Origin of the sequence: Massilia forsythiae (assembly GCF_012849555.1) — a bacterium.
Taxonomy (GTDB): domain Bacteria; phylum Pseudomonadota; class Gammaproteobacteria; order Burkholderiales; family Burkholderiaceae_D; genus Telluria; species Telluria forsythiae.
Map to the genome: position 1 here is coordinate 1,591,940 of NZ_CP051685.1, position 24,362 is coordinate 1,616,301.

Genomic DNA, 24,362 nt, shown 5'->3' on the forward strand with positions numbered 1-24,362 from the left:
AAAAGGATGGATCAGCGGCCGGCCTGCAGGCGTCCGCGCGCATCGAGGGTGGCGGCCGGCACGTCGACCGTCACGCTGCTGGCGTTGGTGCCGGCGGCGTCCTCGGCCAGCATCAGCTTGACCTTGCCTTTGGTAATGCGCCAGGTGCGCGAGGCTTCGTCGAACATGCCCAGCACGCGCGGCTCGACCGTCACCTCGACTTCCTTCGATTCGCCCGGCTGCAGCGCGACCTTGTCCCAGCCGGCCAGGCGCTTCGGCGCTTCCCACCTGGCGCCCAGCGGCGACGCGTACACCTGCGGCACGTCCTTGCCGGCCACGCTGCCGGTGTTGGTCACCTTGAAACGCACGTGCAGGCGGCCATCCTTCATCTGCGCGCCCAGGCCGGAATAGGCAAACGTCGTGTACGACAGGCCGTGGCCGAACGCGAACAGCGGCTTGATGCCCTTCTGGTCGAACCATTTGTAGCCGACCGTGGCGCCCTCGGTGTAGTCGATGGCGAACTGCATTTCCGGCTGCTTGGGGTCGCCGTCCAGCTTCGGCCGCGGCAGCTGCTGCTCCGAGACCGGGAACGTGGCCGGCAGGTGGCCGGACGGGTTCACCGCGCCGAACAGGATGTTGGCGATGGCGTCGCCGCCGCCGCTGCCCGGGTACCAGGCTTCCAGCACCGCCGGCACCTTGTTCAGCCACGGCATGGCCACCGGGCTGCCGTTTTCCAGCACCACCACGGTTTTCGCGTTGGCGCCGGCCACCTGCGCGATCAGGTCGTCCTGGCGGTCCGGCAGCGCCAGCGATTCGGCATCGTTGGCTTCGCCGATCCACTGGGTGGCGAACACCAGCGCCACGTCGGCCTGGGCCGCCACGCGTGCGGCGCGCGCTTTATCCGTGCCGTCGTCGTAGACCACTTTCGCGTTCGGCGCCAGCGCCTGGATCGCGCGCAGCGGCGAGGACGGGTGGTACACCACCGGGCCCGGCCAGGTCGCCGGCAGCAAGCCCTTCACCGCCATGCCGCCCACCGGATACACCTGCGAGGAACCGCCGCCGGACAGCACGCCGACGTCCGCATGGCCACCGATGACGGCGATGGTGCGCACCGTCTTCGCCAGCGGCAGCACGCGGCCGTCGTTCTTCAGCAGCACCATGCCCTCTTCCGCGGTGGCGCGGCTGACCGCGACGTTCCTGGCGGCGTCGATGGCGCCGCCCTCCTTGACCGGGTGGTCGACCACGCCCTTGGCGAACATGGTGCGCACGATGCGCGTGACCATGTCGTCCAGGCGCGCCTGCGATACCGCGCCGGTTTTGACCGCTTCCTGCAGCGCGCCGCCGAAGTACGGCGACTTGTCGAACTCATGGCCGGACTGCTGGTCCAGGCCGTTGTTCGCGGCAGCCACGGTGCTGTGGGTGGCGCCCCAGTCGGACATCACGAAACCCTTGAAACCCCAGTCGCGCTTCAGCACGTCGTTGAGCAGGTAGCCGTTCTCGCAGGCGTAGGGACCATTCACCCGGTTGTACGAGCACATCACCGAACCGGCGTCCGACTGCTCCAGTGCGATTTCCATCGCCAGCAGGTCGGACATGCGGTGCGCCGCCTTGTCGATGCGCGCATCGAGTTCGTTGCGGCCGGTTTCCTGGTCGTTCAGCGCGAAGTGCTTCAGGGTCGAGATCACGTGGTTCGACTCGATGCCCTTGATGGCATTGCCGACCATGGTGCCGGCCAGCAGCGGGTCTTCGCCGGCGTATTCGAAGTTGCGGCCGTTGCGCGGTTCGCGCAGCAGGTTGACGCCGCCGGCCAGCATCACGTTGAAGCCGGAGGCGCGCGCCTCGGCACCGATCATGGCGCCGCCGGCGTAGGCCACCTTCGGGTCCCAGCTCGACGCCGTCATCAGGCCCGACGGCAGCGAGGTGCGCTCGCGCACCTTGGGACCGCCCTGCGAGGCCACGCCCAGGCCGGCGTCGGTCTCGAACAGCGCCGGCAGGCCCAGGCGCGGGGTGCCGGGGATGTAGCCGGCCGATTGCGGCAGCGCTTCCGCGATCTTTGCCTTGCCGTTGAAGTCGTGGCCGAAGTAGGCGAATACCCAGCGCAGCTTTTCTTCCTGGGTCATGGCCTTGACGGCCAGCTGGGCGCGCTGGTCGGCGCCCAGGGCGCGGTCGAGCCAGGGTTTCTGCGCCGGTTCCGGCGGGGTGGCGGGCGCGGCGGCGGCGAGCAGGGGGAAGGCCATGGCGATGGCGGCGGCGGCGGAAGTCAGGACGTGCTGGTGGCGGAAACGCATGGAACGGTGCCTCTCTCTATCGAGTTCTGGGATGGTGGTGGCGGTATGGCGTGGAACCGCCGCGCGGCCGGCATGGCCCGAGCGCGGCGGCGTTGAAACGGTCAGGCGGCCGGGCCGTGCGAGTACAGGCGCGCATACCTGGCGCCGAAGTACAGCACGAAGGCGTAGCACGCGGCCGGTACCAGGAACGACGGCTGCAGGCCGAGCGCATCGGCCAGCGCGCCCTGCACGAACGGCACGATGGCGCCGCCGACGATGGCCATGCACAGCACGCCGGACGCCTGGCCGGTCAGCGGACCGAGGCGGTGCAGCGCCATGCTGAAGATGGTCGGGAACATGATCGAATTGCACAGGCCGACCGCCAGCAGCGCCCACATGGCGGTGCGGCCGCTGCCGAAGGTGGCGGTGAGCACCAGCAGGATCGCCAGCGCGGCGTTGCAGGCCAGCGCGCGGCCCGGGCTGACGCGGCGCATCACCAGCGAGCCGACGAAGCGGCCGATCATGGCGCCGCCCCAGTAGTAGCTGACGTACAGGGCGGCGTCGGCGTGCGCCAGGCCGGCGATGCGCGCCTCGCCCAGGAAGTTGATCAGGAAGCTGCCGATGCTGACCTCGGCGCCCACGTAGACGAAGATGCAGACCGCGCCCAGCACCAGGTGCTTGTGCTGCAACAGCGAACCGGCCGCCGCGGCCGCGCCGGCGGCGCCGTCGCGGATCGCCGGCAGGCGCACCAGCGCGAACAGCACGGCCAGGCCCAGCAGCGCCGCCGCCAGGACCAGGTACGGCCCCTGCACCGCCGCCGCCTGGTGCGCCTGGTAGACCACTTGTTGCGCGGCCGGCAGGCGCGCCAGTTCGTCGGCGCCGAGCACGGTGCCGGACAGGATCAAGAGGCCGCCCAGCGCCGGCGCCAGCGTGGTGCCGAGCGAATTGAAGGCTTGCGTCAGGTTCAGGCGGCTGGACGCGGTGGCCGGCGCACCCAGCACCGTCACGTACGGGTTGGCCGCCACCTGCAGGATGGTGATGCCGCCGGCCAGCACGAAGAAGGCGAACAGGAACAGGCCGTAGCCGCTGGTGGCCGCCGGATAGAACAGCGCGCAGCCGCCCGCGGCGATGGCGAGACCCGTCACGGCGCCGTGCTTGTAGCCGATGCGCCGGATCAGCATGCCGGCCGGCAGCGACACGATGGCGTAGGCGCCGAAGAAACAGAACTGCACCAGCATCGCCTGCACGTAGGTCAGCGTGTAGATCGACTTCAGGTGCGGGATCAGCACGTCGTTCAGCGAAGTCAGCAGACCCCACATGAAGAACAGGATGGTGACGACGGTCAGCGGAAAGGCGGTGTTGGCCGGCTGGGCATGGTCGAGCGGCGCGAGCGCCGGCGATGAAACGCGTTCCATGGTGTCTCCTGATAATTTTTGTGTAATTACAACTTTTTTATTCGAAATATTGTGCATAAGCAGTTTGACAGGGTCAAATGGAGGATTGTTTCCTGGCCAAGTTTAGCGAGCGCCACTAAACAGTTGCCATCCTCATCCGTCCTGCTCATGAAATCGATTTCGTGGCACTCTGGACAATACCCGTAATAAGCTGTTTAGTAAAGCCGGCTAAACTTGCTCGAAAGTGCAAACACGGGTTTGACCGTTGTCATGGCGATATGCAAGACTGCACAATAAAAAGGCGGCAACGACCGCCTGCCATGCGCCGACAGCACTGACGATGCGCATCGACCACAACAATATCGGAGACAGCGTGAATCCCGACTACCCTGCGCCGGTCACCATCCGCGACCTGGCCAAGCACGCCGGCGTGTCCACCGGCACCATCTCGCGCGCCCTCAAGAACGAGCCCGGCCTCACCGAACACACGCGCCAGATGGTGCTGAGCGCCGCACGCGAGCTCGGCTACGACTTTTGCAAGCTGCGCCGCAAGCGCATCCGCCGCCTGGCCTTTCTGCTGCACCGCCAGCACAACACCGCCGCCAGCAGCCCGTTCTATTCGCCGGTGCTGCACGGCGCCGAGGAAGCCTGCCGCAAGCAGGGCATCGTGCTGTCGTTCATGGCGGTGGGGCCGGCCGACGGCGTCAACGACCAGCTGCGCATGCATGCGCCGGATGCGATCGTGTGCGCCGGCTTCTTCGAACCGGAACTGCTGGCCGCGCTGCGCGCCAGCGGCAAGCCGCTGGTGCTGATCGACATGAAGCTGCGCGGCTACAGTTCCGTCAATCCGGACAACCACATGGGCGGCTACCTCGCCACCCGGCACCTGGTCCAACTGGGACGCGAGCGCATCGCCATGATCTCCGGCTCGCTCAGCCACTACAGCGTGCGCGAGCGCAACCGCGGCTACCGCCAGGCGCTGTTCGAGGCCGGCATGCTGGCCGATCCGAGACTGGACGTCAGCCTGCCCGACGGCGTCGACTTCGAGACCGGCGCCCAGGAAGCGATGCAGTCGCTGCTGTCGCTGCCCCATCCGCCGGACGCGGTGTTCTGCTACAACGACGCCGCCGCCCTGGTGGCGATGCGCTGCGCGCTGGCAGCCGGCCTGAGCGTGCCGTACGACCTGTCCATCGCCGGCTTCGACGACATCGCCAGCGCGGTGCTGGGCCACCGCCCCCTGACCACGCTGCGCGTCGACAAGAAGCAACTGGGCGCGCTCGGCGTCGAGCTGCTGCTGCGCGGCGCCCAGGAGCCGGCGCTGGAAAAGGTGGCGCCGGTCGAGCTGGTGGTGCGCGCCAGCACCGTGTGCGAGGATTTCCGGCCGCGCAAATGAGTTTTTAACGACGCCGCTCCCATCGAGGCCGGCGACAACCCTACAGAGACGTTGAACATGCTTCCAGATTTCCGATCGCGCGACTTCCTGCTGCGCCACATCCGCCATACCCGCGCCTTCTACGACCCGCGCTGCGTCGACCCCAGCGGCGGCTTCTATCACTTCTACAAGGACGACGGCAGCGTCTACGACGCCCGCACGCGCCACCTGGTCAGCAGCACGCGCTTCGTGTTCAACTTCGCCATGGCCTGGCGCCAATTCGGTGAACAGGCCGACCGCGAACGCATGCTGCACGGCCTGCGCTTCCTGCGCGAAGCGCACCGCGACCCGTCCAGCGGCGGCTACGCCTGGCTGCTGGATTGGCCGCAAGGCGAAAAGCGCGTGCTGGACGCCACCAACCACTGCTACGGCCTGGCCTTCGTGCTGCTGGCCTACGCGCATGCGCTGATGGCCGGCGTGGACGAGGCGCGCGCCTGGATCGACGAAACAGTCGACCTGATGGAACGCCATTTCTGGGAAGCGCAGCATGGCCTGTACGCCGACGAGGCCAGCGCCGACTGGTCGCAGTTGTCGTCCTACCGCGGCCAGAACGCCAACATGCACGCCTGCGAAGCCTTGCTGGCCGCCTTCGAGGCGACCGCCGACGTGCGCTACCTGCAGCGCGCCGAGACGCTGGCGCACAACATCACGGTGCGCCAGGCCGCCCTGTACGGCAACCTGGTGTGGGAACACTACCACGCCGACTGGTCGGTCGACCCCGACTACAACCGCGACGACAAGACCAACATCTTCCGCCCCTGGGGCTACCAGCCGGGCCACCTGACCGAATGGGCCAAGCTGCTCCTGATCATGGAGCGCCACAAGGACCATCTGCAGAACGATGCCGGCTGGCTGCTGCCGCGTGCACGCGCATTGTTCGACGCGGCCTTGTCCAGCGCCTGGGACGAGCGCCACGGCGGCATCCACTACGGCTTCGCGCCGGATGGCAGCATCTGCGACGCCGACAAGTATTTCTGGGTGCAGGCCGAAAGCCTGGCGGCGGCCGCCCTGCTGGGCGCGCGCACCGGAGACAAGGCGTACTGGGACTGGTACGACCGGCTGTGGACCTACAGCTGGAACCACTTCGTCGACCACGATCATGGCGCCTGGTACCGCATCCTGGCGCCGGACAATGCCAAGCTGACCGACGAAAAAAGCCCGGCCGGCAAGGTCGACTACCACACGATGGGCGCCTGCTACGAGGTGCTGAACGTGATCGACCAGTGAACGTATCCATGAACGCGAGTGATCGATGGACGAGGCAATGATGGAGCAAGCAGCAGGCAGCGGCGCGCCGGAGAACGGCGCCGCCGGCGAATTTCCGGCGTTCGTGGCGGCCGGCGAGGCGCTGACCGACATGATCGTCGACCCCGGCGCGGCGGGTGCAGGCGCGACGCGCTGGACCAGCCTGGTCGGCGGCTCGACCTGGAACGTGGCGCGCGCCATGGCGAGATTGGGCACGCCGAGCGGCTTCGCCGGCGCGGTCAGCCGCGACGTGTTCGGCGACCAGTTGTGGCAGGCAAGCCGCGCCGCCGGCCTCGACCTGCGCCTGCTGCAGCGCGTGGACAAATCGCCGCTGCTGGCGATCGTGCACCGGCTCGATCCGCCCAGCTATTTCTTCATCGGCGACGACAGCGCCGACCTGCATTTCGACGCGCATACCCTGCCGGACGGCTGGCGCGCGGCCTGCCGCTGGGCGCACTTCGGCGGCATCAGCCTGGCGCGCCAGCCGCTGGCCGGCAAGCTGGTGGCCCTGGCCGAATCGCTCAAGGCGCAGGGCGTGCGCATCAGCTACGACCCGAATTTCCGCAATTTGATGGACGAGCGCTACGACGCCACGCTGCGCTGCATGACGGCGCTGGCCGACGTGATCAAGGTATCGGAAGAAGACTTGACCGGCCTGTTCCGCACGGATGACGCCGATGCCGCCTTCGCCCGCCTGCGCGCCTGGAACCCGGATGCCTGCTACCTGTACACCAAGGGCGCGGCCGGCGCTTCGCTGCACCTGGCACGGGAAAGCTGGTCGGTGGCGGCGCCGCGCATCGAGGTGGCCGACACGGTCGGCGCCGGCGACGCCAGCATAGCGGCGCTGGCCTGGAGCATGCTGCATGCGCCCGGGCGCGACGGCCTGGCGCACCTGCGCTTCGCGGTCGCAGCCGGCGCGGCGGCCTGCCTGGCCGCCGGCGCGACGCCGCCGGGGCTGGAGACGATCGAAGCACTGCTGGCGCGCATGCCCTAGCGTCGTCCCCGCGCAGGCGGGGACCCATGCATGGTCACTGTAGCGGAATGCTCAGCGTTACCACTGCGTTTTACTCAGCATGGGTCCCCGCCTTCGCGGGGACGACGGCGCGCATGTTTTCGCGGAACGTCACTTCTTCGTCGAAAACAACTTGAACGCCGCCCGCGCATTCGCCTTGACCGTGTAGTCGATCTTGGCGATCTGCTCTTCCAGCGCCTCGGCCAGCACGCTCGACGGGCTGGGCGGCGGCAGGTGCAGGTGGGCGTCGGCTTCGCCGTATTCGCGCTTGATTTCCATGCCGGCCTTGCGGGCGATATGCATCATGGTGCGATTCGAGGCCAGGCATTGCATGTACAGGGTATCGACGTCGACATTGCGGCAGTGGATCGCGGCGCGCTCGAACAGGCGCGTGCCGACGCCCTGCCCGCGCGCGCTCTTCGACACCGACACGCCGAACTCCGCGACCTTTTCCTTGTCGGTATCGCGCACGCTGCCGGGATGGGCATCGCGCGCGCTGAAGGCGAGATGGCCGACGCCGACCAGGTGAAATGGCCGGTCGATCACGCCGAACACGATGTCGTTGGCGAAATCGAGCTTGGCCACATAGGCTTCGACCTGGGCGTCGGGCAGCATGCTGCCGAAGCGCAGCAGGCGATCGCTGGTGTCGAGCGCCATGAAGTGGCGCAGCACGCGGCGCCGGTCGCGCTCGCCCAGTACCTTGACCAGGACCGGCTGGCGTCCGTTCTTGCCGGCCAGGTTGTGCAGCCAGCGGCGGAGTGGATTGTCCTGCGTCATTTGCGAACCTGTTTTGTGCACTGCACCAATCGCGTCATTGTAATGGATTACCCGGATGACGGCTGTGCTTGATCGGATATGCGTGCAGGTTGCGGCGAAAGCGTCTTTTTTGCGCAATCATTGGATGACATGGTGCCCGCCGAGCCGGTAGAAAGCACCAGGTAGGCGAGTCAAAGCGCTCACGGACCGCTTTCAGTCGCGGATGGCGTCCAGGATAGCCTCGACCGCCGCCACCCGCGCCGCATGCACGGCGTGTGGGATCTTCGCCTTGTCGTCGGCGCAACGGGCCGCCACCTCGCCGGCATTCACGGCGCGCGCCGCGTCCAGGGCGCGCAGCAGGTACGACCCTTGCGGATAGGCATGCGCGTGCGACGGCTGCGCCGCCTCACATGCGGCGGCCAGCAGCATCTGCGCAAAACGTTCCGGCTTGCGGAAGCCGTCGCAGCGTTCGAACAGGGTAACCAGGTTCTCCGCAGGCAATGCCAGCGCGTTCGCCAGCGTGTCGCGTTCGCGCGCCGTCATCACGGCGAGATCGCGGCAATCGCTGGGCACGCGCAGGCGCTTGCAGGCGGCCTGGATCGGCTCGGCATCCAGGGCCTGCATCAGCGCGGCGAAACGCGTCGGCAAGGACAGCTCACGTGCGGCGGCCCGGTCGATCACGCCCGCCATGCGGGCGCCAGCCACATGGGTGCCGCCGGCGATGTGCGCATGCCGCGGCGCGTCCGACGACGCATCCAGCTCGGGCAGGATGCGCGCCAGCGCGCCGCAATCGCGCAGCACCGCCAGCATGCGCGACGGCGTGCGTTCCATCAAGCCGCGCGCCAGTTCCTGCCATACCCGTTCCGGCACCAGCGCGTCGACCTCTCCCGCCTCGACCATCGCGCGCATCAGCGCCATGGTCGGCGCGGCGACCGTGAATTCGGCGAAGCGCGCGGCGAAGCGCGCCAGGCGCAGGATACGCACCGGGTCTTCGGCAAATGCCTCGGAGACGTGACGGAAAACCTTGTCCTGCAGATCCCGCAAGCCGCCGTACGGGTCGACGATGCCGCCGTCCTCGGCGCGCGCCATGGCGTTGATGGTCAGGTCGCGCCGCACCAGGTCGTCTTCCAGCGTGACCTCGGGCGCGGTATGGAACACGAAGCCGTGGTAGCCGGGCGCGGTCTTGCGCTCGGTGCGTGCCAGTGCATACTCTTCCTGCGTGTGCGGATGCAGGAACACCGGAAAATCCTTGCCGACCGGACGAAAACCCTGCGCGACCATCTGCTCGGGCGTGGCGCCGACCACGACCCAGTCACGGTCCTTGACCGGCAATCCCAGCAAGTCGTCGCGGACCGCGCCGCCGACGATGTACGATCGCATCGCTGCCACGCGCGTCAGTCCGGCATCTGGTCTTCGTGGCCGGCGGCGATCTCGGTTTCCTGCATCGCTTCGTCGACCCAGCGCGCCACCGCCGGGTGCGCCAGCACGCGCTCGCAATACGCCTGCAGTGCCGGCGCCAGCGCCACGCCATAGGTTTTAAAGCGCGTCACCACCGGCGCGAAATAGGCGTCGGCGATGCAAAAGTCGCCGAACAGGAAGTTGTGGTGGCCGAAGCGCGCCAGGCACTCTTCCCAGACCTCGCAGATGCGGCCGATGTCGGCCTGGGCGCCCGGCGTGCGCCCGCGGCCCGGCAGGCGCGCCTTGATGTTCATCGACATCGCGGTGCGCAGGTCCGGATAGCCGGAATGCATCTCGGCCACCACCGAACGCGCCAGCGCGCGCGCAGCCACGTCCTGCGGCCACAGGTGTTTATCCGGGAATTGCTCGGCCAGGTACTCGCAGATCGCCAGGCTGTCCCAGATCGTCATCTCACCGGCCAGCAGCACCGGCACCCGGCCGGCGGCCGAGTAGCGCGCGATGTTGGCCGAGGTTTCCGGCTGATCCAGCAGCACGCGCACCTCGGTGAACGGGATGCCGGACGCCACCGCCGCCACCCACGGCCGCATCGACCACGACGAATAATTCTTGTTGCCGATGACCAGGGTCAGGCCGGCCTGGCGCGCCTGGTCGAGGGTCTGGGTGAGCGTCGGGTCGAGTTCGATTGTCTGCATGGCGTGGCTAGGGTGGCAAGTAGGTGGACGATGGCGTGGGCAAAGGGATGCGCGGCTCAGCGTCCGGCGCGTGCGCGCAGGACATCGAGGCCGCCGGGCGGCGCCAGGTATTGCGGCGCCACCGCTTCGAGCGCCGTGAGCTTGATTCCGAGCGCTTCCGCTGTCAAGGCTTGATGCGCCGGATCGGCTGATTGTGTCGGATTGACAACATTATCCACACGCATCGAGTCGAGGTTGTCGCGGCTGATCAGCGGCGTGCCGGGCAACAGCTCGAAGAACATGGCCTGCAAGCGCGCCAGGGCATCCGGCAAGGGAAGCACGCGCCGCTCGTGGCCGCTGTAGCGTCCGGCCAATTGCACCAGTTCGCCCAGCGTATAGGTGCGCGGGCCGCCCAGTTCATACGTCTTGCCGCGCGTGTGGGGATCCAGCAGCGCACGTACGAAGGCCTCGGCGACATCGCCGACGTACACCGGCTGGAAGCGCGCACCGGCGCTGGCCAGCGGCACCAGCGGCAGGTGGCGCTGCAGGCGCGCGAACATGTTCAAGAAATTGTCGTCTTCGCCGAACACCACCGAAGGACGGAAGATGGTGGCCGCGACCTCGGGCCGGCTGCGTGCCGCCGCTTCGCCGTCGGCCTTGGAGCGCTGGTACATCGACGGTCCGGCGGCATCGGCGCCCAGCGCGCTCATGTGCAGGGTGCGCGGGATGCCGGCGGCGGCGCAGGCGGCCGCGATGCGGCGCGGCAGCTCGACGTGGGCGCGCCGGAATTCCGGGCCGTAGGGGCTGGCGCGGCGCGCATACAGGACGCCGACCAGGTTGATGACGGCGTCGATGCCGGGCCGCGCCAGCAGTCGCCGCAGCGCTTCGTCGTCGTGGACGTCGGCCTGGACGATGTCGATACCGGGCAGCGGCATCAGGTGCATGGCGCGCTCCTGGTGGCGCGCCGCCACCACGACGTTCACCGAATGCTGTGACAGGCGCGCCGCCAGGTGGCTGCCGATGAAGCCGGTTCCCCCGATCAGGACCACGGTCGGTTCGTGCATGCTCGCTCTCCTCAAGGCAGGCCAGTGGCGCTGGCGCGCGGCGTGATCGTCCCCAGGCGGGCCTTGAGCGACTGCGGACGCTTGTCGAACAACGCGGCATAGTTCGTCGCGTTCGACATCACGTTGCGCACGTAGTTGCGGGTTTCCTCGAACGGAATGGTCTCGACGAACACGGCGCCCTCCATGGGCGCGTTGAGCAAGCCGCGCCAGGTACGCGAGCGGCCCGGGCCGGCATTGTAGGCGGCCGTGGCCAGCACCTGCGAGCCCTCGGCATTGTTCAGCACCATGTTCAGGTAATTGGTGCCGAGCAGGATGTTGGTGCGGATATCGTTGAGCATGCCGTGTCCGTAGTCGACCAGGCCGATCTTTTCCGCCACCCACTTGCCGGTGGACGGCATCACCTGCATCAGGCCGGACGCCCCGACCCCGGAGCGGGCGTCGGTGATGAAGCGCGATTCCTGGCGGATCAGGCCATACACCCAGGCCCGGTCCAGCCCGAGGCTTTGCGCGGTCGGGTGCAGGATGTCGTTGTGCGGCGCCGGGAAGCGCTGGGTATAGTCGAACTCGGTGCGCGTGCGCTCCGAGGTGTTCACCATGCGGTCGAGGATGTCGTTCTGGCGCGCGTACTCGGCGGCCGCCAGCAACTGGCGCTCGGACAAGTCGCGCAGCGCCCAGTTCCACTCGCGCGTGCCTTCGAAGCGCATGCGCATGGAAAAGAATTTCAGGGCGCGCTTGAAACCCGGGTCGGCCGCCGCTCCCGCCAGTTCGGCCGGATTCGGCGCCGCGGCGCTGGCGGGAATGCTGATCTGCATGCCCAGCTCTTCCATCGCCAGCTGTCCATAAAAACTGTTCTGGCTGGCGATGCGGCGGAACAGCGCTTGCGCATCTTCCTGGCGGCCCTCGGCCTGCAGCGCGCGTCCCATCCAGTACAGCCAGGCCGGCGCCTCGCGCTGGGCCGGACGCATGGCGTCGATGGTGGCGCGCACCGTTTTCCAGTCGCCGCGGCGCAGCGCGATGCGGGTCTTCCATTCGGCCTGGAACGGCGACAGGGGCGCCCCGGCGGCGCGCTGCCAGTAATCCCAGGCGTCCGGCGCCAGCGTCAGGGATGCGGCCAGCGCCACGTTCGACCAGCCGATCGCCTGTTCTTCGGCGGACAGCTTGGACAGGTTCTTGTTCAGCGCCACCGTCGCCAGCTTCATGCTGGTGCGCGCCATGCGGCCGATCGCCACCAGGTAGATTTCATGCTCGGCACGGCTGTCGCCCAGGCCGCGCGCCATCGCCACCGCCGGCACGTCGACGGCCTGGGCGGCGCGCGTGTCGGACGCGCCCAGCAGCAGCGCAGAGCGCTTGGCCGGACCGGTGGCGTGCATTTCGCCTGCCAGGCGCAGCTGCGCCAACGTATCGGCATTGTTGAACTGCCCGGACTGCACCAGCTGGCCTACCAGGGCGTTGCAGGCTTCGCCGTACTGCGGCGGGTTGTCGAGCAGGACGCGCGCCTCGGCCGCCACGTTCTGGCCCCTGCTGGCGCGCGACAGCAATGCGTAGCATTTCACCTGGTAATCGTCGTTGAGGACGAATTGCGGCAGTTCGCGGTCGAAATTGAACCAGTCGCGCTTTCTCCCGAGTTCGAGCAGCCAGTCGTTGCGCAGGCGGTCGGCGATGGCGCTGCCCTGGTAGCGCTTCAGGAAGGCCAGCACTTCCTCGTTGGTGGCGTCGCCCAGGCGCGGTTTCAGCCGATAATAGTCGACATACGAGGCGATCGCGTAGTTCGGCAGGCGGTCGGCCAGCGCGATGGCGCGGCTGGCATCGTTCTGGCGCGCTGCCTCGCGCAGTTGCGCAAACAAGTCGTCCTGCTCGCGCAGGATGTCGCTGGGCGTCGCAGCCAGAACGGCGACGCCGGACGCGGTGACTGGCGCTGCGGCGACGGCGGCGGGAACGCCGGCAGTGGCGGCATTTACGGGGACGGCGGCAGCGGCGGGGGTCGCAGCGGCGGGGGCAGCAGCGGCGGGAACCACGGCCGACGCCGGCTGGGCGGCAACGCCGGGTGCGGCGCCGATCGCCAGCAGGCTGGCGGCCATGCCGGTGACGACCCGGCCGGCGCCGGCAAACAATTTCGATGGGAACATCAAACCAACTTTCAATGTACGCTTCATATCATCCATGACCGGCGAATCAAGAATACCATGCGGTCCCGACGGCCTGCCAGACTCCAGGGCAAGCGTGGCGGGCGCGAAACAATTGTCACAGGAAGCCGGCGCCGATGCCGCCAGCCGGCAAGCGGCCAAGGCGGCGCTGCGCAAGGCGCTCAAGTCGGCACGTGGGGTGCTCGAGCCCGCAATCAAGGTCCAATGGGATGCGCATATCGGCGCCCAGGTGCTGGCCTGGTGGCGGCTGCGCCAGGTCGACGGCCTCGGCGTGTACTGGCCGCTGGCCGGCGAACCGGACTTGCGCGCCGCCTATGCCGAACTGCACCGGGCCGGCCTGCGCCTGTGCCTGCCGGTGGTGATGGAGCGCGATGCGCCGCTGGCGTTCGTGGAATGGACGCCCGGCGAAGCGATGATCCCGGACCGGATGGGGGTGCAGGTGCCGGCCGCGCTGCGCTTCGTCGGGCGCCCCCCTGCCCTCTTGATCCCGTGCCTGGGATTCAATGCGGAAAACTACCGGCTCGGTTATGGCGGCGGCTATTACGACCGCACGCTGGAGACCACGCCGCGGCCGCATACGCTCGGGATTGCCTACAGCAACCAGCAGGCGGTGTTCACGCACGGGACGCACGATGTGCCGCTGGACGTGATCGTGACGGAAACCAGTTCCGTCACCTGAACCGCGCCGCTTGATGCAGCAACGCGGCCGGATGCGTCAGGCACCCTGCAGGCGCCGGCAGATGGCGGTGGTGGCCGCCGCCTGGTTCATGCTGTAGAAATGCAGGCCCGGCGCGCCGCCCGCCAGCAGGCGTTCGCACAGGCTGCTGACCACGTCCAGGCCGAAGGCCTTGATCGAGGCGCTGTCGTCGCCGAAGCTGGCCAGTTTCAGGCGGATCCAGCGCGGGATTTCGGCGCCGCACATCTCGGAAAAGCGCATCAGCTGCGTGTAGTTGGTGATCGGCATGATGCCGGCCACGACCGGCACGTCCACGCCCATCCTGGCCGCGTTGTCCAGAAACTGGAAATAGGCGTCCGGGTTGTAGAAGTACTGGGTAATGGCGGCATTCGCGCCGGCCTGCACCTTGCGCGCGAAGTTCTGCAGGTCGTCCTGCGGCGAGCGCGCCTGCGGATGCATTTCCGGGTAAGCCGCGACCTCGATATGGAACCAGTCGCCGGTTTCCAAGCGGATGAATTCGACCAGGTCGCTGGCATAGCGCAATTCGCCGGCGCCGCCATAGCCGCTGGGTAGATCGCCGCGCAGGGCGACGATGCGGCGGATGCCGTGCGCATGCAGTTCGCGCAGAATGGCACGGATCGAGTCGCGGGTGGCGCCCACGCACGACAGGTGCGGCGCCCCCTGGAAACCTTCGGCCTGGATGTCGAGCACGGTGGACAGCGTGCCCTGCTGGGTGCTGCCGCCGGCGCCGAAGGTCACCGAAAAATACTTGGGATTGAGCGTCGCCAGCTGCTGGCGCGCCGTGCGTAATTTTTCCGCGCCCTCGGGCGTCTTGGGCGGGAAAAACTCGATGCTGATGTCAGGAGTCGCCATCTTTTTTCAGTATTAAGGTGGAAAGCGCCCACGAAATGATGCTGTACAGGATGGCCGCCAGGAAGGCCGACCAGAATCCGGCGACGTGGAAACCCGCGACCAGTTGGGCCACCAGCCAGAACAGCAGCGCATTGATCACCAGGATGAACAGTCCGAGCGACACCACCGTCACCGGCAGGGTCAGCACGACCAGCAGCGGACGGATCAGGGTGTTCACCAGGCCGAGCACCAGCGCCGCGACCAGGGCGGCGCCGACATTGGTGACGGTAACGGAATGCATCAGGTAAGGCAGCGCCATCAGGGCGACGGCATTGATCAACCAGGTAACGAGCAAGCGCATGTGGATCTTTCGTGAAGGCGAGCCGGTCCGGCGGCCCTCACGGCGGCGTCCCGGGCGGAACGCCGGCTCAGGCCGGCTGGACCGGACCGCGCAAGATGGTCCGGAACGGCAGCGCAAGGCGGACGCGATGCCGCCGCCTTGCGCTGCCAACGAACCGAAAATATTACCAGATTAATAACGGTAATGATCCGGCTTATACGGACCGGCCTTGCTCACCGAAATATAGGCGGCTTGCTCGTCGGTCAGCTCGGTCAGCTTGGCGTTCAGCTTCTTGAGCTGCAGGCGCGCCACTTTTTCGTCCAGGTGCTTCGGCAGCGTGTACACGCCGACCGGGTAGTTGCCGGTATTGGCGAACAGTTCGATCTGGGCGATGGTCTGGTTCGCGAACGACGAGCTCATCACGTACGACGGGTGGCCGGTACCGCAACCCAGGTTCACCAAGCGGCCTTCAGCCAGCAGGATGATGCGCTTGCCATCCGGGAAGATCACGTGGTCGACCTGCGGCTTGATGTTTTCCCACTCGTACTTCTTGAGCGCGGCGACTTCGATTTCGTTGTCGAAGTGGCCGATGTTGCACACGATCGCCTGGTCCTTCATGCGCTTCATGTGCTCTTCGGTGATCACGTGGTAGTTGCCGGTGCAGGTGACGAAGATGTCGCCATGCTCGGCCGCGTAATCCATGGTCACCACGCGGTAGCCTTCCATGGCCGCCTGCAGTGCGCAGATCGGGTCGATCTCGGTGACCCAGACTTGCGCCGACAGCGCGCGCATCGCCTGCGCCGAACCCTTGCCGACGTCGCCGTAGCCGGCGATGACGGCGATCTTGCCGGCCACCATGACGTCGGTGGCGCGCTTGATGCCGTCCACCAGCGATTCGCGGCAGCCGTACAGGTTGTCGAACTTCGACTTGGTGACGGAGTCGTTGACGTTGATCGCCGGGAAGGCCAGCTTGCCGTCCTGGTGCATCTGGTACAGGCGGTGCACGCCGGTGGTGGTTTCCTCGGTCACGCCCTTGATTTCCGGCAGGCGCTTCGAATACCACTGCGGATCGACGGCCAGGCGGCCCTTGATCGCGTTGAACAGGCAGATCTCTTCTTCCGAACCCGGCTTGTCCAGAACGGCGATGTCCTTCTCGGCACGCACACCCAGGTGCAGCAGCAGGGTCGCATCGCCGCCGTCGTCCAGGATCATGTTGGCATGCTCATTACCCGGCCATTCGAAGATGCGGTGGGTATATTCCCAGTACTCGTCCAGGGTCTCGCCCTTGATCGCGAACACCGGCGTGCCGACCGCGGCGATGGCGGCGGCGGCGTGGTCCTGGGTCGAATAGATGTTGCACGACGCCCAGCGCACCTGCGCGCCCAGCGCTTCCAGGGTGCGGATCAGGACCGCGGTCTGGATCGTCATGTGCAGCGAACCGGCGATGCGCGCGCCCTTCAGCGGCTGGCTGGCGGCGTATTCCTCGCGGATGGCCATCAGGCCCGGCATTTCGGTTTCGGCGATGCGGATTTCCTTTTCGCCCCATGCGGCGAGGCCGATGTCGGCAACGAGGAAGTCCTGGGTGGTGGTGTCTTTGAGTACGGCGCTCATCACGCCCTCCTTTCAAGTTAAGAAAAAAGTAACGTGAGCGCGGTGTTGATGATCCGAGCCTGGCGAAAGAAGACTCTTTCGTCGCAACGCTCCTCGGAATTCAGTAGTGTAGCACGAGTGCCGTGCTGCCGCTGCTGGCCCCGGCAGGTAGAAGATGCGCATCGGCGGCCGTTGTCGCACCCTCGCCACGGACAGACAGGTGAACGTGGCCGGCGAGGCGGCCATGCCGCCCACGCGGTAATCGGCGCCATCGGCGTAACTCGCATGCGTGAGTTGCACACGGTGAGTTGCACGCGTGGACGGCAAAGCCGTCCACGCTACGCTGCGTTGCCCTCGCAGCCTTTGTGGGATCAGGCCAGGCCGGCTTCGGCGCGCAGCAGGGCCGCCTTGTCGGTGCGCTCCCAGCTGAATTCCGGCTCTTCGCGGCCGAAGTGGCCGTAGGCGGCGCTCTTCTGGTAGATCGGGCGCAGCAGGTCGAGCATCTGCACGATGCCTTTCGGGCGCAGGTCGAAATGTTCCATCACCAACTGCGCGATCTTCTCGTCGGAGATCACGCCGGTGCCTTCGGTGTACACGGTGATATTGATCGGACGCGCCACGCCGATCGCGTAGCTGACCTGCACCTGGCACTGGCGCGCCAGGCCGGCGGCGACCACGTTCTTGGCGACGTAGCGGGCGGCGTAGGCGGCCGAACGATCGACCTTGGACGGGTCCTTGCCGGAGAAGGCGCCGCCGCCGTGCGGCGCCGCGCCGCCGTAGGTGTCGACGATGATCTTGCGGCCGGTCAGGCCGCAATCGCCCTGCGGGCCGCCGATGACGAAGCGGCCGGTCGGGTTGACCAGGTAGCGGGTATCCTGCAGCCATTCGCGCGGCAGTACCGGCTTGATGATCTCTTCGATCACCGCCTCTTCGATCTGGTTGTGGCCGATTTCCGGCGCGTGCTGGGTCGACAGCACGACGGTGTTCACCGACACCGGACGGCCGTCGACGTAGCGCAGCGTGACCTGCGACTTGGCGTCCGGACGCAGCCACGGCAGGCGGCCATCCTTGCGCAGCTGCGACTGGCGCTCGACCAGGCGGTGCGCGTAATAGATCGCGGCCGGCATCAGTTCCGGGGTTTCGTCGCAGGCATAGCCGAACATCAGGCCCTGGTCGCCGGCGCCCTGGTCGAGATCGATGCCGGCGCCTTCGTCGACGCCCTGGGCGATGTCGGGCGACTGCTTGTCGTAGCAGACCATGACGGCGCAGCCCTTGTAGTCGATGCCGAAATCGGTATTGTCGTAGCCGATGCGCTTGATGGTGTTGCGCGCGACTTGAATATAATCCACGTTCGCGTGCGTGGTGATCTCCCCGGCCAGCACCACCAGGCCCGTGTTGCACAGGGTTTCGGCAGCCACGCGCGCGGTCGGATCCTGCTCCAGGATGGCGTCGAGAATGGCGTCGGAAATCTGGTCGGCGACCTTGTCCGGGTGGCCTTCCGAAACGGATTCGGAAGTGAAGAGGAAGTCGTTCGAAGACATTGATAAGGCTCCTGATACTGTTTGAAAATGCCGCAGTACGGAAGCCTGCGACGCTTTAGCGATATTTATATTCCGCTTCGCAAGTTGTCATTAACTCCGCGGATACTGCCCAAAGTGTTATTTTACGCTCCTTAAAAGAATTTTGGTGCGGCAAGACGTGCCGCCTCAACCTCGATCAATCATGCTTGTCCTTTTGCTTCGATAATGCTTGTCCTTTTGTTTCGTTTCCTGGCAGTGTTTCCGCTGCCGGTATTGCATGCGCTCGGCGCGCTGCTCGGCTGGCTGGTCTACCTGCTGTCCCCGTCCCACCGCCGGCGCCTGCGCGCCAACCTGGAGCGCGCCGGGTACGGCGCATCCCTGGGCGCTGCCATTGCCGAATCCGGCAAGGCGCTGGCCGAGCTGCCGTTCGTCTGGTGCGCGCCGCAGGAACGCGTCACCCGCCACGTGACCATGGAAAACTGGGAACTGGTGCAGCGCCGGCTCGACAGTGGCAAGGGTATCGTGTTCCTCACCCCGCACCTGGGCTGCTTCGAACTGACCGCCCAGCAAGTGTCGCTGCGCGTCGAACTGACCGTCATGTACCGCCCGCCGCGCCAGAGCGCGCTCAAGCCACTGGTCGAAGGCGCGCGCGCGCGCCAGCACATGCACCTGGCGCCGGCCAATTTGTCCGGCGTGCGCATGCTGGCCAAGGCGCTCAAGGCGGGCCAGCCGGTCGGCGTGCTGCCCGACCAGGTGCCGCAGGAGGGAGAAGGCGTGTGGGCGCCGTTCTTCGGCCAGGATGCCTACACGATGACGCTGCCGGCCAAGCTGGCTCAGCTGGGCAAGGCCGACATCCTGCTGGTGTACGCCGAACGCCTGCCGCGCGGGCGCGGCTATGCGATCCGCTTCGTGCCGTTCGAAGGTAGCATGGCCGGCACGGCAGTGGCCGCCACGGCGATGGCCGCCACGGCAATGGCCGCCACCCCGGTCGAACAGGCGGCCGCCATCAACCGAGCGATGGAACAATTGATCGCTCGTTGCCCATCCCAGTATTTCTGGAGCTACAACCGCTACAAACGTCCGCAAGGCGTGGCGGCGCCGGAAAGCGGGGCGGTCGCATGAGGCTCCTGATTGCCCTGCTGTGGCTGCTGCACTGGCTGCCGCTGCCGATCCTCGGCCGCATCGGCAACGCCATCGGCTGGATGATGTATTACGCCATTCCGAAACGGCGCAAGATCGCCCTGATCAACCTGCGCCTGTGCATGCCGGAACTGAGCGAGGCCGAGCGCGTCGCCATCGCCAAGCGCCATTTCCAGGGCTATTCGCGCAGCATCCTGGAGCGCTCGCTGATCTGGTGGGCGTCGTTCGAACGCATCCACGGCTTGATCGAGGTGGTGCCGGCAGTGCCGCAGGAACAAATGGAAAGCGGTCCCACCATCCTGCTGTGTCCGCACTTCGTGTGCCTGGACGTGGCCGGCGTGGCGGCGCGCGTGATTCCGCTCTCGACCATGTACTCGCCGCAAAAGAACAAGGCCTTCGACGATCTGCTGCGCTACGGCCGCGAGCGCTACGGCCCGGTACGCTTGTTCACGCGCGACGACGGCATCAAGCCGATCCTGCGCGCGCTGCGCGACGGCCTGCCCTATTTCATGTTGCCGGACATGGATTTCGGCGAAAAGGATGCTGCCTTCGTCCCCTTCTTCGGCATTCCGGCCGCTACCCTGACCGCCCTCGGCCGTCTGTCGGCCGCGACCGGCGCCAAGGTGATTCCGATCGTGGCGACGTTCTTGCCGAACTACAAAGGTTATCGCGTGACGTTCTACCCGGCATGGGAAGATTACCCCGGCGGCGACATGGTCGCCGCCACCCGCCGCATGAATGCCTTCATCGAGGAGCGCGTGCGCGAACACCCCGCCGAATACTTCTGGACGCATAAGCGCTTCAAGACGCGGCCGCCGGGCGAGCCGTCGTTCTACGATTAGCACTCGCACCTATATTAGCGTTCACCATGAAACTGAAATTCACCAAGATGCACGGCGCCGGCAACGACTTCATCGTCATCGACGCCATCAACCAGCACATCGACTTCGGACCGGACCAGTGGCGGCGCCTGGCCGACCGCCGCTTCGGCATCGGCGCCGACCAGATCCTGGTGGTCGAGCGCCCGACCGCCCCGGACTGCGATTTCCGCTACCGCATTTTTAATAACGATGGCGGCGAGGTCGAGCAGTGCGGCAACGGCTCGCGCGCCTTCGTGCGCTTCGTGAGCGAGCAGGGCCTGACGCCAAAGCGCAGCATCCGGGTGCAGACCATGGCCGGCATCATCACCCCCCGCCTGGAAGACGATGGCAGCGTCACGGTCGACATGGGCGCGCCGGTGCTGGAACCGGCGCGGGTGCCGTTTGACGCCGGCGGCCTGAAGGGTGTGGCGCAAGGACGCGATACCCTGTGGCCGATCGCGGTCCATGGCCAGGAAATCCTGGTGTCGGTGGTCTCGATGGGCAATCCGCATGCGGTGCAGGTGGTCGACGACGTCGACACTGCCCCGGTGGCGGACACCGGTCCCGCCATCGAACACCACCCGCGCTTTCCGAAGCGGGTCAATGCCGGCTATCTGCAGGTGCTGGACCGCGGCCATGTGAAACTGCGCGTGTTCGAGCGCGGCGCGGGCGAGACACTGGCCTGCGGCACCGGCGCCTGCGCCGCGGTGGTGGCGGGCATCCGCCGTGGCTTGCTGGATTCGCCGGTACAGGTCGAGGCGCGCGGCGGCGCGCTGACGATCGGCTGGGCCGGCGAAGGCGAGCCGGTATTCCTGAGCGGTCCGGCCGTTAGCGTGTTCGAAGGCGAGATCGACCTGTGATCACGGTACCGTCGCCGTGCCTTCCCTACCGCTGTCCTCAGGCGGCGATGCCGTAATCGAGGTCGCCCCCGGCGCCTTCCGCTTCCGGCAGCAGGGTGCGCAAGCGGTACAGGCGCTGCCGGTAATTCCCTTCCGACCCGCCCGGGCCGCAATCGACGCTGTCGAACAGTTCGGCGGCGCGATCGAGCAGCTGGCGCTCCTGCGCCGTTTCCACCAGTACCAGGCGGCGCCGGCTGCGGCCGTAGCTGGCGCGGATGTCGACCACCAGGCAATGCCCCTGATCGGCTTGCTTAACGTCAAGCAATAGTGTTTCGGCACGGCTCAGTCCGAAGACCAGCGCCAGTTCGAGGCGCGCCGCCAGCAGCGGATGCGCCGACAGGTCGTGCCCGGCAAGCAGCGGCGCCAGCCCGGGCCAGGCTTCTGGCGTGCGCGGCGCGATCTTGCGCAACGCTGCAGCCGCCTTGGGACAAGCCTGGACCGCCGCCTTTTGCAGCCAGAACACGGCGCGCACATCGTTGCTCTCGTTTTCGCGGCGCGCGCGCCAGGCGGCGTTGCCGCACTCCAGCTGGGCGTCGCGATGGCCCATCTCGGCGGCGCGCTCCAGGTAGCGCTGCGCTTCCACGACGTTACGCTGCGAATATTCGGGTTTGATATAGATGCGCGACAAGGCATACCAGGCTTCGGCCAGTCCCTGCTCGCCTGCCAGCACCAGCCAGCGCACCGCCTTCTTGAAATTGGCCGCGCCGCCGCCGGCATCGATGCGCTTGCCGTCCACGCGCATGCGCGCGCACCACAGGCCGAGCGAAAACTGGGCGTGCCGGTCCTGTTCCGCCGCCGCCAGTTCCCAGAACGCATGCAATTCGCCGGGGGCGACGTCGTGCGCCACGGCGGCGCCGGCAACCAGGCGCGCGCAGCGCGACAGCAACGTCACCTCGTCCGGCGCCAGGCGCGCGCAGCTGCCGTCGCGGGCAGCGTCGGAGCCGGCCATGGCGCGCGCCAGCGGCAACGCGCGCGCCAGATAGGCAGCGTGGTCGCCGGCTTTCCAGTCCTGTTCCAGCAGAGCGAACTGTGCCGGCGCGACGCCGCTGTCGGCCGCCTCGCGCAGCCAGCGTTGCCCGGATCGAGCGGCATCCTCGCCGCTGCCGCCCTTGCCCGGGCGCGTATCGGGCAGGTCGACGCCGTGTTCGCGCGCCAGCAGCCATTGCGCCTGGGCGAAGCCGGCCCGGCCGGCATCCTCCAGCGCGCGCAGGGCCTTGGCGCGCTGCTGTGGCGCCATGGACGCTTCGCGCGCTTCGAGGACGAGCTGGGCATACACCAGCCCTGCACGCACCAGGCCGCCATCATAGGCACGCTCATACCAGCGGCTGACCGGTTGCGGGCTTTGTTGGGCCAGTTCAAGGGGAATATGGTTACCAATCAGCTGCCAGGCTTCGGTGCACCCTTGTTGTGCAGCACGGTCGAGCCAATGCAGGGCGGTGGGCAAGCTCTTCGGTAAACCGTTGCTGCCAAATAAATACAAACGGCCCAGCGCCAACTGGGAATCGCTGCGGCCGGCACGAGCACCGCGGATGATCGCTAATTCTTCACGATTTGCCATCGCTCATTTTCTGAAAATTAAAGACGCCTGTGAAATACGTGCAGAAGAAGCACGTTGGCGTCCGATAAGCCTGATCGGCATGTCATTCCGGCACCACAAACCGGATGGGCCAGAGTCTAAAGCCTTGCCGGGGCAATTCGATTGCGATGTTCAAAGGGTTTGAGGCCGGACAAATGCCTATATCACGGACCCTCAGGATGATGACTAGAGGAAACTTAAACAATGCTTAAGTTTGGTGCAGAGGACCAGCTCAGCCGTTTCGAAAATACAACAGCACGATTCGATTTATTGGCTTTCCACCAAGTCGAACGGTCATAATTGACAAATACGGCAATCTTGACGCATTAAGCATTTAAGGTTCACACATCCGAGTGTTCAGAAACTACAACAAATCTCAATGCTCTCTGGATTCCTGCGATTCATTTTATAAGGAAAGAACTAGATGAAAAAATCACTCGTGGCAGTCGCTCTGCTGGGCGCCTTCGCTGGCGTGGCGCACGCGCAGACCGCCGTGCAGATCTACGGTACCGTCGACGCCGGCGTCGTCAAGCGTACCGACCAGACTGTTGCCATCGGCAAGCGCGCCGCCAACACCCTGGGCTTCAAAGGTACCGAAGACCTAGGCAATGGCCTGAAAGCTCTGTTCCAGCTGGAAATTCGTTACGAGCCGGATACCGGCACCGTCGAAAACAATACCCGTCCGCTGTTCCAGGGCCAGAGCCGCGTCGGCCTGCAGGGTGATTTCGGTATGGTCCGCCTGGGCCGTGGCCTGACCCCGTTCCAGGAAGTCGTCGGTTCGTTCGAGCCGTTCCACGGCCTGCCGACCCCGGCCGGTTTCTATACCGACATCAGTGTCGCCGGCTTCAACTCGGCTCCGCTGGATTCGGGCGCCAACGCCGCCGGTTCGGGTGCCAACACCAACCGTATCTCGAACGCGATCTTCTATAACTCGCCGGTCACCAGCGGTTTCCAGGTCAATGCTTCGTGGGCAACCAAGGAAGCTGTCTCGAACGGCACCGCCATCACCGGCATCGGCGCCGGCTCGACCTCGTACGCTGCAGGCGCACAGGCATCGGCCAACCCGTTCTCGGTCGCTGCGACCTACAACAACGGTCCGGCTGCAGCCATGCTGGCTTACGAGCGTAACGCCGTCGAAAGCAAGGTCTGGTCGGGCGCCGGTTCGTTCGCCGTCAACGACAACCTGAAGCTGATGGCGACCTACTCGCACCAGAACCTGGAGCACACCAACACCCTGCGTCCGGAAATCCGCGCATGGCTGGTCGGCGCCACCTACGGCATGGGTCCGGGCAAGTTCCTGGCTGGTTATGGTCAGAAGCACCAGGAAAACACCGCCAAGACCAAGCAGCTGTCGCTGGGCTACGAGTACAACCTGTCGAAGCGTACCTACCTGTACGTCGACGCAGCCCGCAAGAAGAACATCGTCAACGCCATCACCGGCAACCTGGCGACCACCCCGACGGTCAACCACTACGACGTCGGCGTGAACCACTCGTTCTAAGCTGAAGCGGGATTCGTCCCGCTGC

At 66.5% G+C, this 24,362-nt stretch carries 21 protein-coding genes and 1 riboswitch; of the genes, 9 read left to right on the plus strand and 12 right to left on the minus strand.

Features of this window, described 5'->3' with window-relative positions; translation table 11 throughout:
- Window positions 1–11 precede the first annotated feature (11 nt).
- Window positions 12–2,267, minus strand: coding sequence for a glycoside hydrolase family 3 C-terminal domain-containing protein (locus tag HH212_RS06810; protein ID WP_169434719.1), 2,256 nt, complete (start codon window positions 2,265–2,267; stop codon window positions 12–14).
- A 101-nt stretch (window positions 2,268–2,368) separates the two neighbouring features.
- Window positions 2,369–3,661, minus strand: a complete 1,293-nt coding sequence (locus HH212_RS06815) for a sugar MFS transporter (protein ID WP_169434720.1) — start codon at window positions 3,659–3,661, stop codon at window positions 2,369–2,371.
- A 352-nt stretch (window positions 3,662–4,013) separates the two neighbouring features.
- Here HH212_RS06815 and HH212_RS06820 point away from each other — a divergent pair, with 352 nt between their 5' ends.
- Genes HH212_RS06820 through HH212_RS06830 form a run of 3 tightly spaced genes read left to right on the plus strand, consistent with a single transcriptional unit; the run spans window position 4,014 to window position 7,311 of the window.
- Window positions 4,014–5,033 (plus strand): LacI family DNA-binding transcriptional regulator, encoded by a 1,020-nt coding sequence (locus HH212_RS06820; protein ID WP_370663912.1) that lies wholly within the window; start codon window positions 4,014–4,016, stop codon window positions 5,031–5,033.
- Between the two features lie 57 nt (window positions 5,034–5,090).
- Window positions 5,091–6,299, plus strand: a complete 1,209-nt coding sequence (locus HH212_RS06825) for an AGE family epimerase/isomerase (RefSeq protein ID WP_169434722.1) — start codon at window positions 5,091–5,093, stop codon at window positions 6,297–6,299.
- Window positions 6,300–6,339: 40 nt separating this feature from the next.
- On the plus strand, window positions 6,340–7,311 hold the full coding sequence (locus tag HH212_RS06830) for a carbohydrate kinase family protein (protein WP_170205309.1): 972 nt from the start codon (window positions 6,340–6,342) through the stop codon (window positions 7,309–7,311).
- A 129-nt stretch (window positions 7,312–7,440) separates the two neighbouring features.
- Here the strand turns inward: HH212_RS06830 and HH212_RS06835 are convergent, their stop codons facing one another.
- From HH212_RS06835 to HH212_RS06855, 5 genes are all read right to left on the minus strand, one after another.
- Window positions 7,441–8,106, minus strand: a complete 666-nt coding sequence (locus HH212_RS06835) for a GNAT family N-acetyltransferase (RefSeq protein WP_169434723.1) — start codon at window positions 8,104–8,106, stop codon at window positions 7,441–7,443.
- 192 nt (window positions 8,107–8,298) lie between these two features.
- Complete coding sequence (locus HH212_RS06840) at window positions 8,299–9,465, minus strand: tRNA nucleotidyltransferase/poly(A) polymerase-related protein (RefSeq protein ID WP_170205310.1); 1,167 nt, start codon at window positions 9,463–9,465, stop codon at window positions 8,299–8,301.
- A 14-nt stretch (window positions 9,466–9,479) separates the two neighbouring features.
- Window positions 9,480–10,196, minus strand: a complete 717-nt coding sequence (locus tag HH212_RS06845) for a glutathione S-transferase family protein (protein ID WP_169434724.1) — start codon at window positions 10,194–10,196, stop codon at window positions 9,480–9,482.
- Window positions 10,197–10,252: 56 nt separating this feature from the next.
- Window positions 10,253–11,239: a complex I NDUFA9 subunit family protein gene (locus tag HH212_RS06850; RefSeq protein WP_169434725.1), complete on the minus strand. Its 987-nt coding sequence runs from the start codon at window positions 11,237–11,239 to the stop codon at window positions 10,253–10,255.
- Window positions 11,240–11,250: 11 nt separating this feature from the next.
- Window positions 11,251–13,365: a lytic transglycosylase domain-containing protein gene (locus tag HH212_RS06855; RefSeq protein ID WP_229217612.1), complete on the minus strand. Its 2,115-nt coding sequence runs from the start codon at window positions 13,363–13,365 to the stop codon at window positions 11,251–11,253.
- A 94-nt stretch (window positions 13,366–13,459) separates the two neighbouring features.
- Between HH212_RS06855 and HH212_RS06860 the strand changes: the two genes are divergently transcribed.
- Window positions 13,460–14,062 carry a 5-formyltetrahydrofolate cyclo-ligase gene (locus HH212_RS06860; RefSeq protein WP_229217613.1) on the plus strand — a complete coding sequence of 201 codons (603 nt, stop codon included), beginning with the start codon at window positions 13,460–13,462 and terminating at the stop codon, window positions 14,060–14,062.
- 36 nt (window positions 14,063–14,098) lie between these two features.
- Here the strand turns inward: HH212_RS06860 and metF are convergent, their stop codons facing one another.
- The 4 genes from metF to metK all read right to left on the minus strand — a co-directional run bounded on the left by metF (window position 14,099) and on the right by metK (window position 18,382).
- Window positions 14,099–14,932, minus strand: a complete 834-nt coding sequence (metF, locus tag HH212_RS06865) for a methylenetetrahydrofolate reductase [NAD(P)H] (protein ID WP_169434727.1) — start codon at window positions 14,930–14,932, stop codon at window positions 14,099–14,101.
- Window positions 14,919–15,272, minus strand: a complete 354-nt coding sequence (locus HH212_RS06870; RefSeq protein ID WP_169434728.1) for a phage holin family protein — start codon at window positions 15,270–15,272, stop codon at window positions 14,919–14,921. Before HH212_RS06870 ends, metF begins: the two co-directional genes overlap by 14 nt.
- Before the next feature lie 171 nt (window positions 15,273–15,443).
- Entirely contained in the window at window positions 15,444–16,862 is a 1,419-nt protein-coding gene (gene ahcY, locus HH212_RS06875; protein WP_169434729.1) for an adenosylhomocysteinase, read from the minus strand.
- Window positions 16,863–16,890: 28 nt separating this feature from the next.
- Window positions 16,891–16,963: riboswitch (S-adenosyl-L-homocysteine riboswitch) on the minus strand.
- 249 nt (window positions 16,964–17,212) lie between these two features.
- On the minus strand, window positions 17,213–18,382 hold the full coding sequence (metK, locus tag HH212_RS06880; RefSeq protein WP_169434730.1) for a methionine adenosyltransferase: 1,170 nt from the start codon (window positions 18,380–18,382) through the stop codon (window positions 17,213–17,215).
- 204 nt (window positions 18,383–18,586) lie between these two features.
- Here metK and HH212_RS06885 point away from each other — a divergent pair, with 204 nt between their 5' ends.
- From HH212_RS06885 to dapF, 3 genes are read left to right on the plus strand one after another with little or no spacing between them, the layout of a single operon-like run.
- Window positions 18,587–19,483 carry a lysophospholipid acyltransferase family protein gene (locus HH212_RS06885; RefSeq protein WP_169434731.1) on the plus strand — a complete coding sequence of 299 codons (897 nt, stop codon included), beginning with the start codon at window positions 18,587–18,589 and terminating at the stop codon, window positions 19,481–19,483.
- Window positions 19,480–20,343, plus strand: a complete 864-nt coding sequence (locus HH212_RS06890; RefSeq protein ID WP_169434732.1) for an LpxL/LpxP family acyltransferase — start codon at window positions 19,480–19,482, stop codon at window positions 20,341–20,343. The genes HH212_RS06885 and HH212_RS06890 overlap by 4 nt, the downstream gene beginning before the upstream one ends.
- 26 nt (window positions 20,344–20,369) lie before the next feature.
- Window positions 20,370–21,221, plus strand: a complete 852-nt coding sequence (dapF, locus tag HH212_RS06895; protein WP_169434733.1) for a diaminopimelate epimerase — start codon at window positions 20,370–20,372, stop codon at window positions 21,219–21,221.
- Window positions 21,222–21,258: 37 nt separating this feature from the next.
- Here the strand turns inward: dapF and HH212_RS06900 are convergent, their stop codons facing one another.
- Window positions 21,259–22,755 carry a tetratricopeptide repeat protein gene (locus HH212_RS06900; RefSeq protein ID WP_370663931.1) on the minus strand — a complete coding sequence of 499 codons (1,497 nt, stop codon included), beginning with the start codon at window positions 22,753–22,755 and terminating at the stop codon, window positions 21,259–21,261.
- Here HH212_RS06900 and HH212_RS27250 point away from each other — a divergent pair.
- Together HH212_RS27250 and HH212_RS06905 are read left to right on the plus strand one after the other, a co-directional pair.
- Window positions 22,697–22,981, plus strand: a complete 285-nt coding sequence (locus HH212_RS27250) for a hypothetical protein (RefSeq protein ID WP_229217784.1) — start codon at window positions 22,697–22,699, stop codon at window positions 22,979–22,981. The genes HH212_RS06900 and HH212_RS27250 overlap by 59 nt on opposite strands.
- 279 nt (window positions 22,982–23,260) lie before the next feature.
- Complete coding sequence (locus HH212_RS06905) at window positions 23,261–24,337, plus strand: porin (protein ID WP_169434735.1); 1,077 nt, start codon at window positions 23,261–23,263, stop codon at window positions 24,335–24,337.
- Window positions 24,338–24,362: the final 25 nt, after the last annotated feature.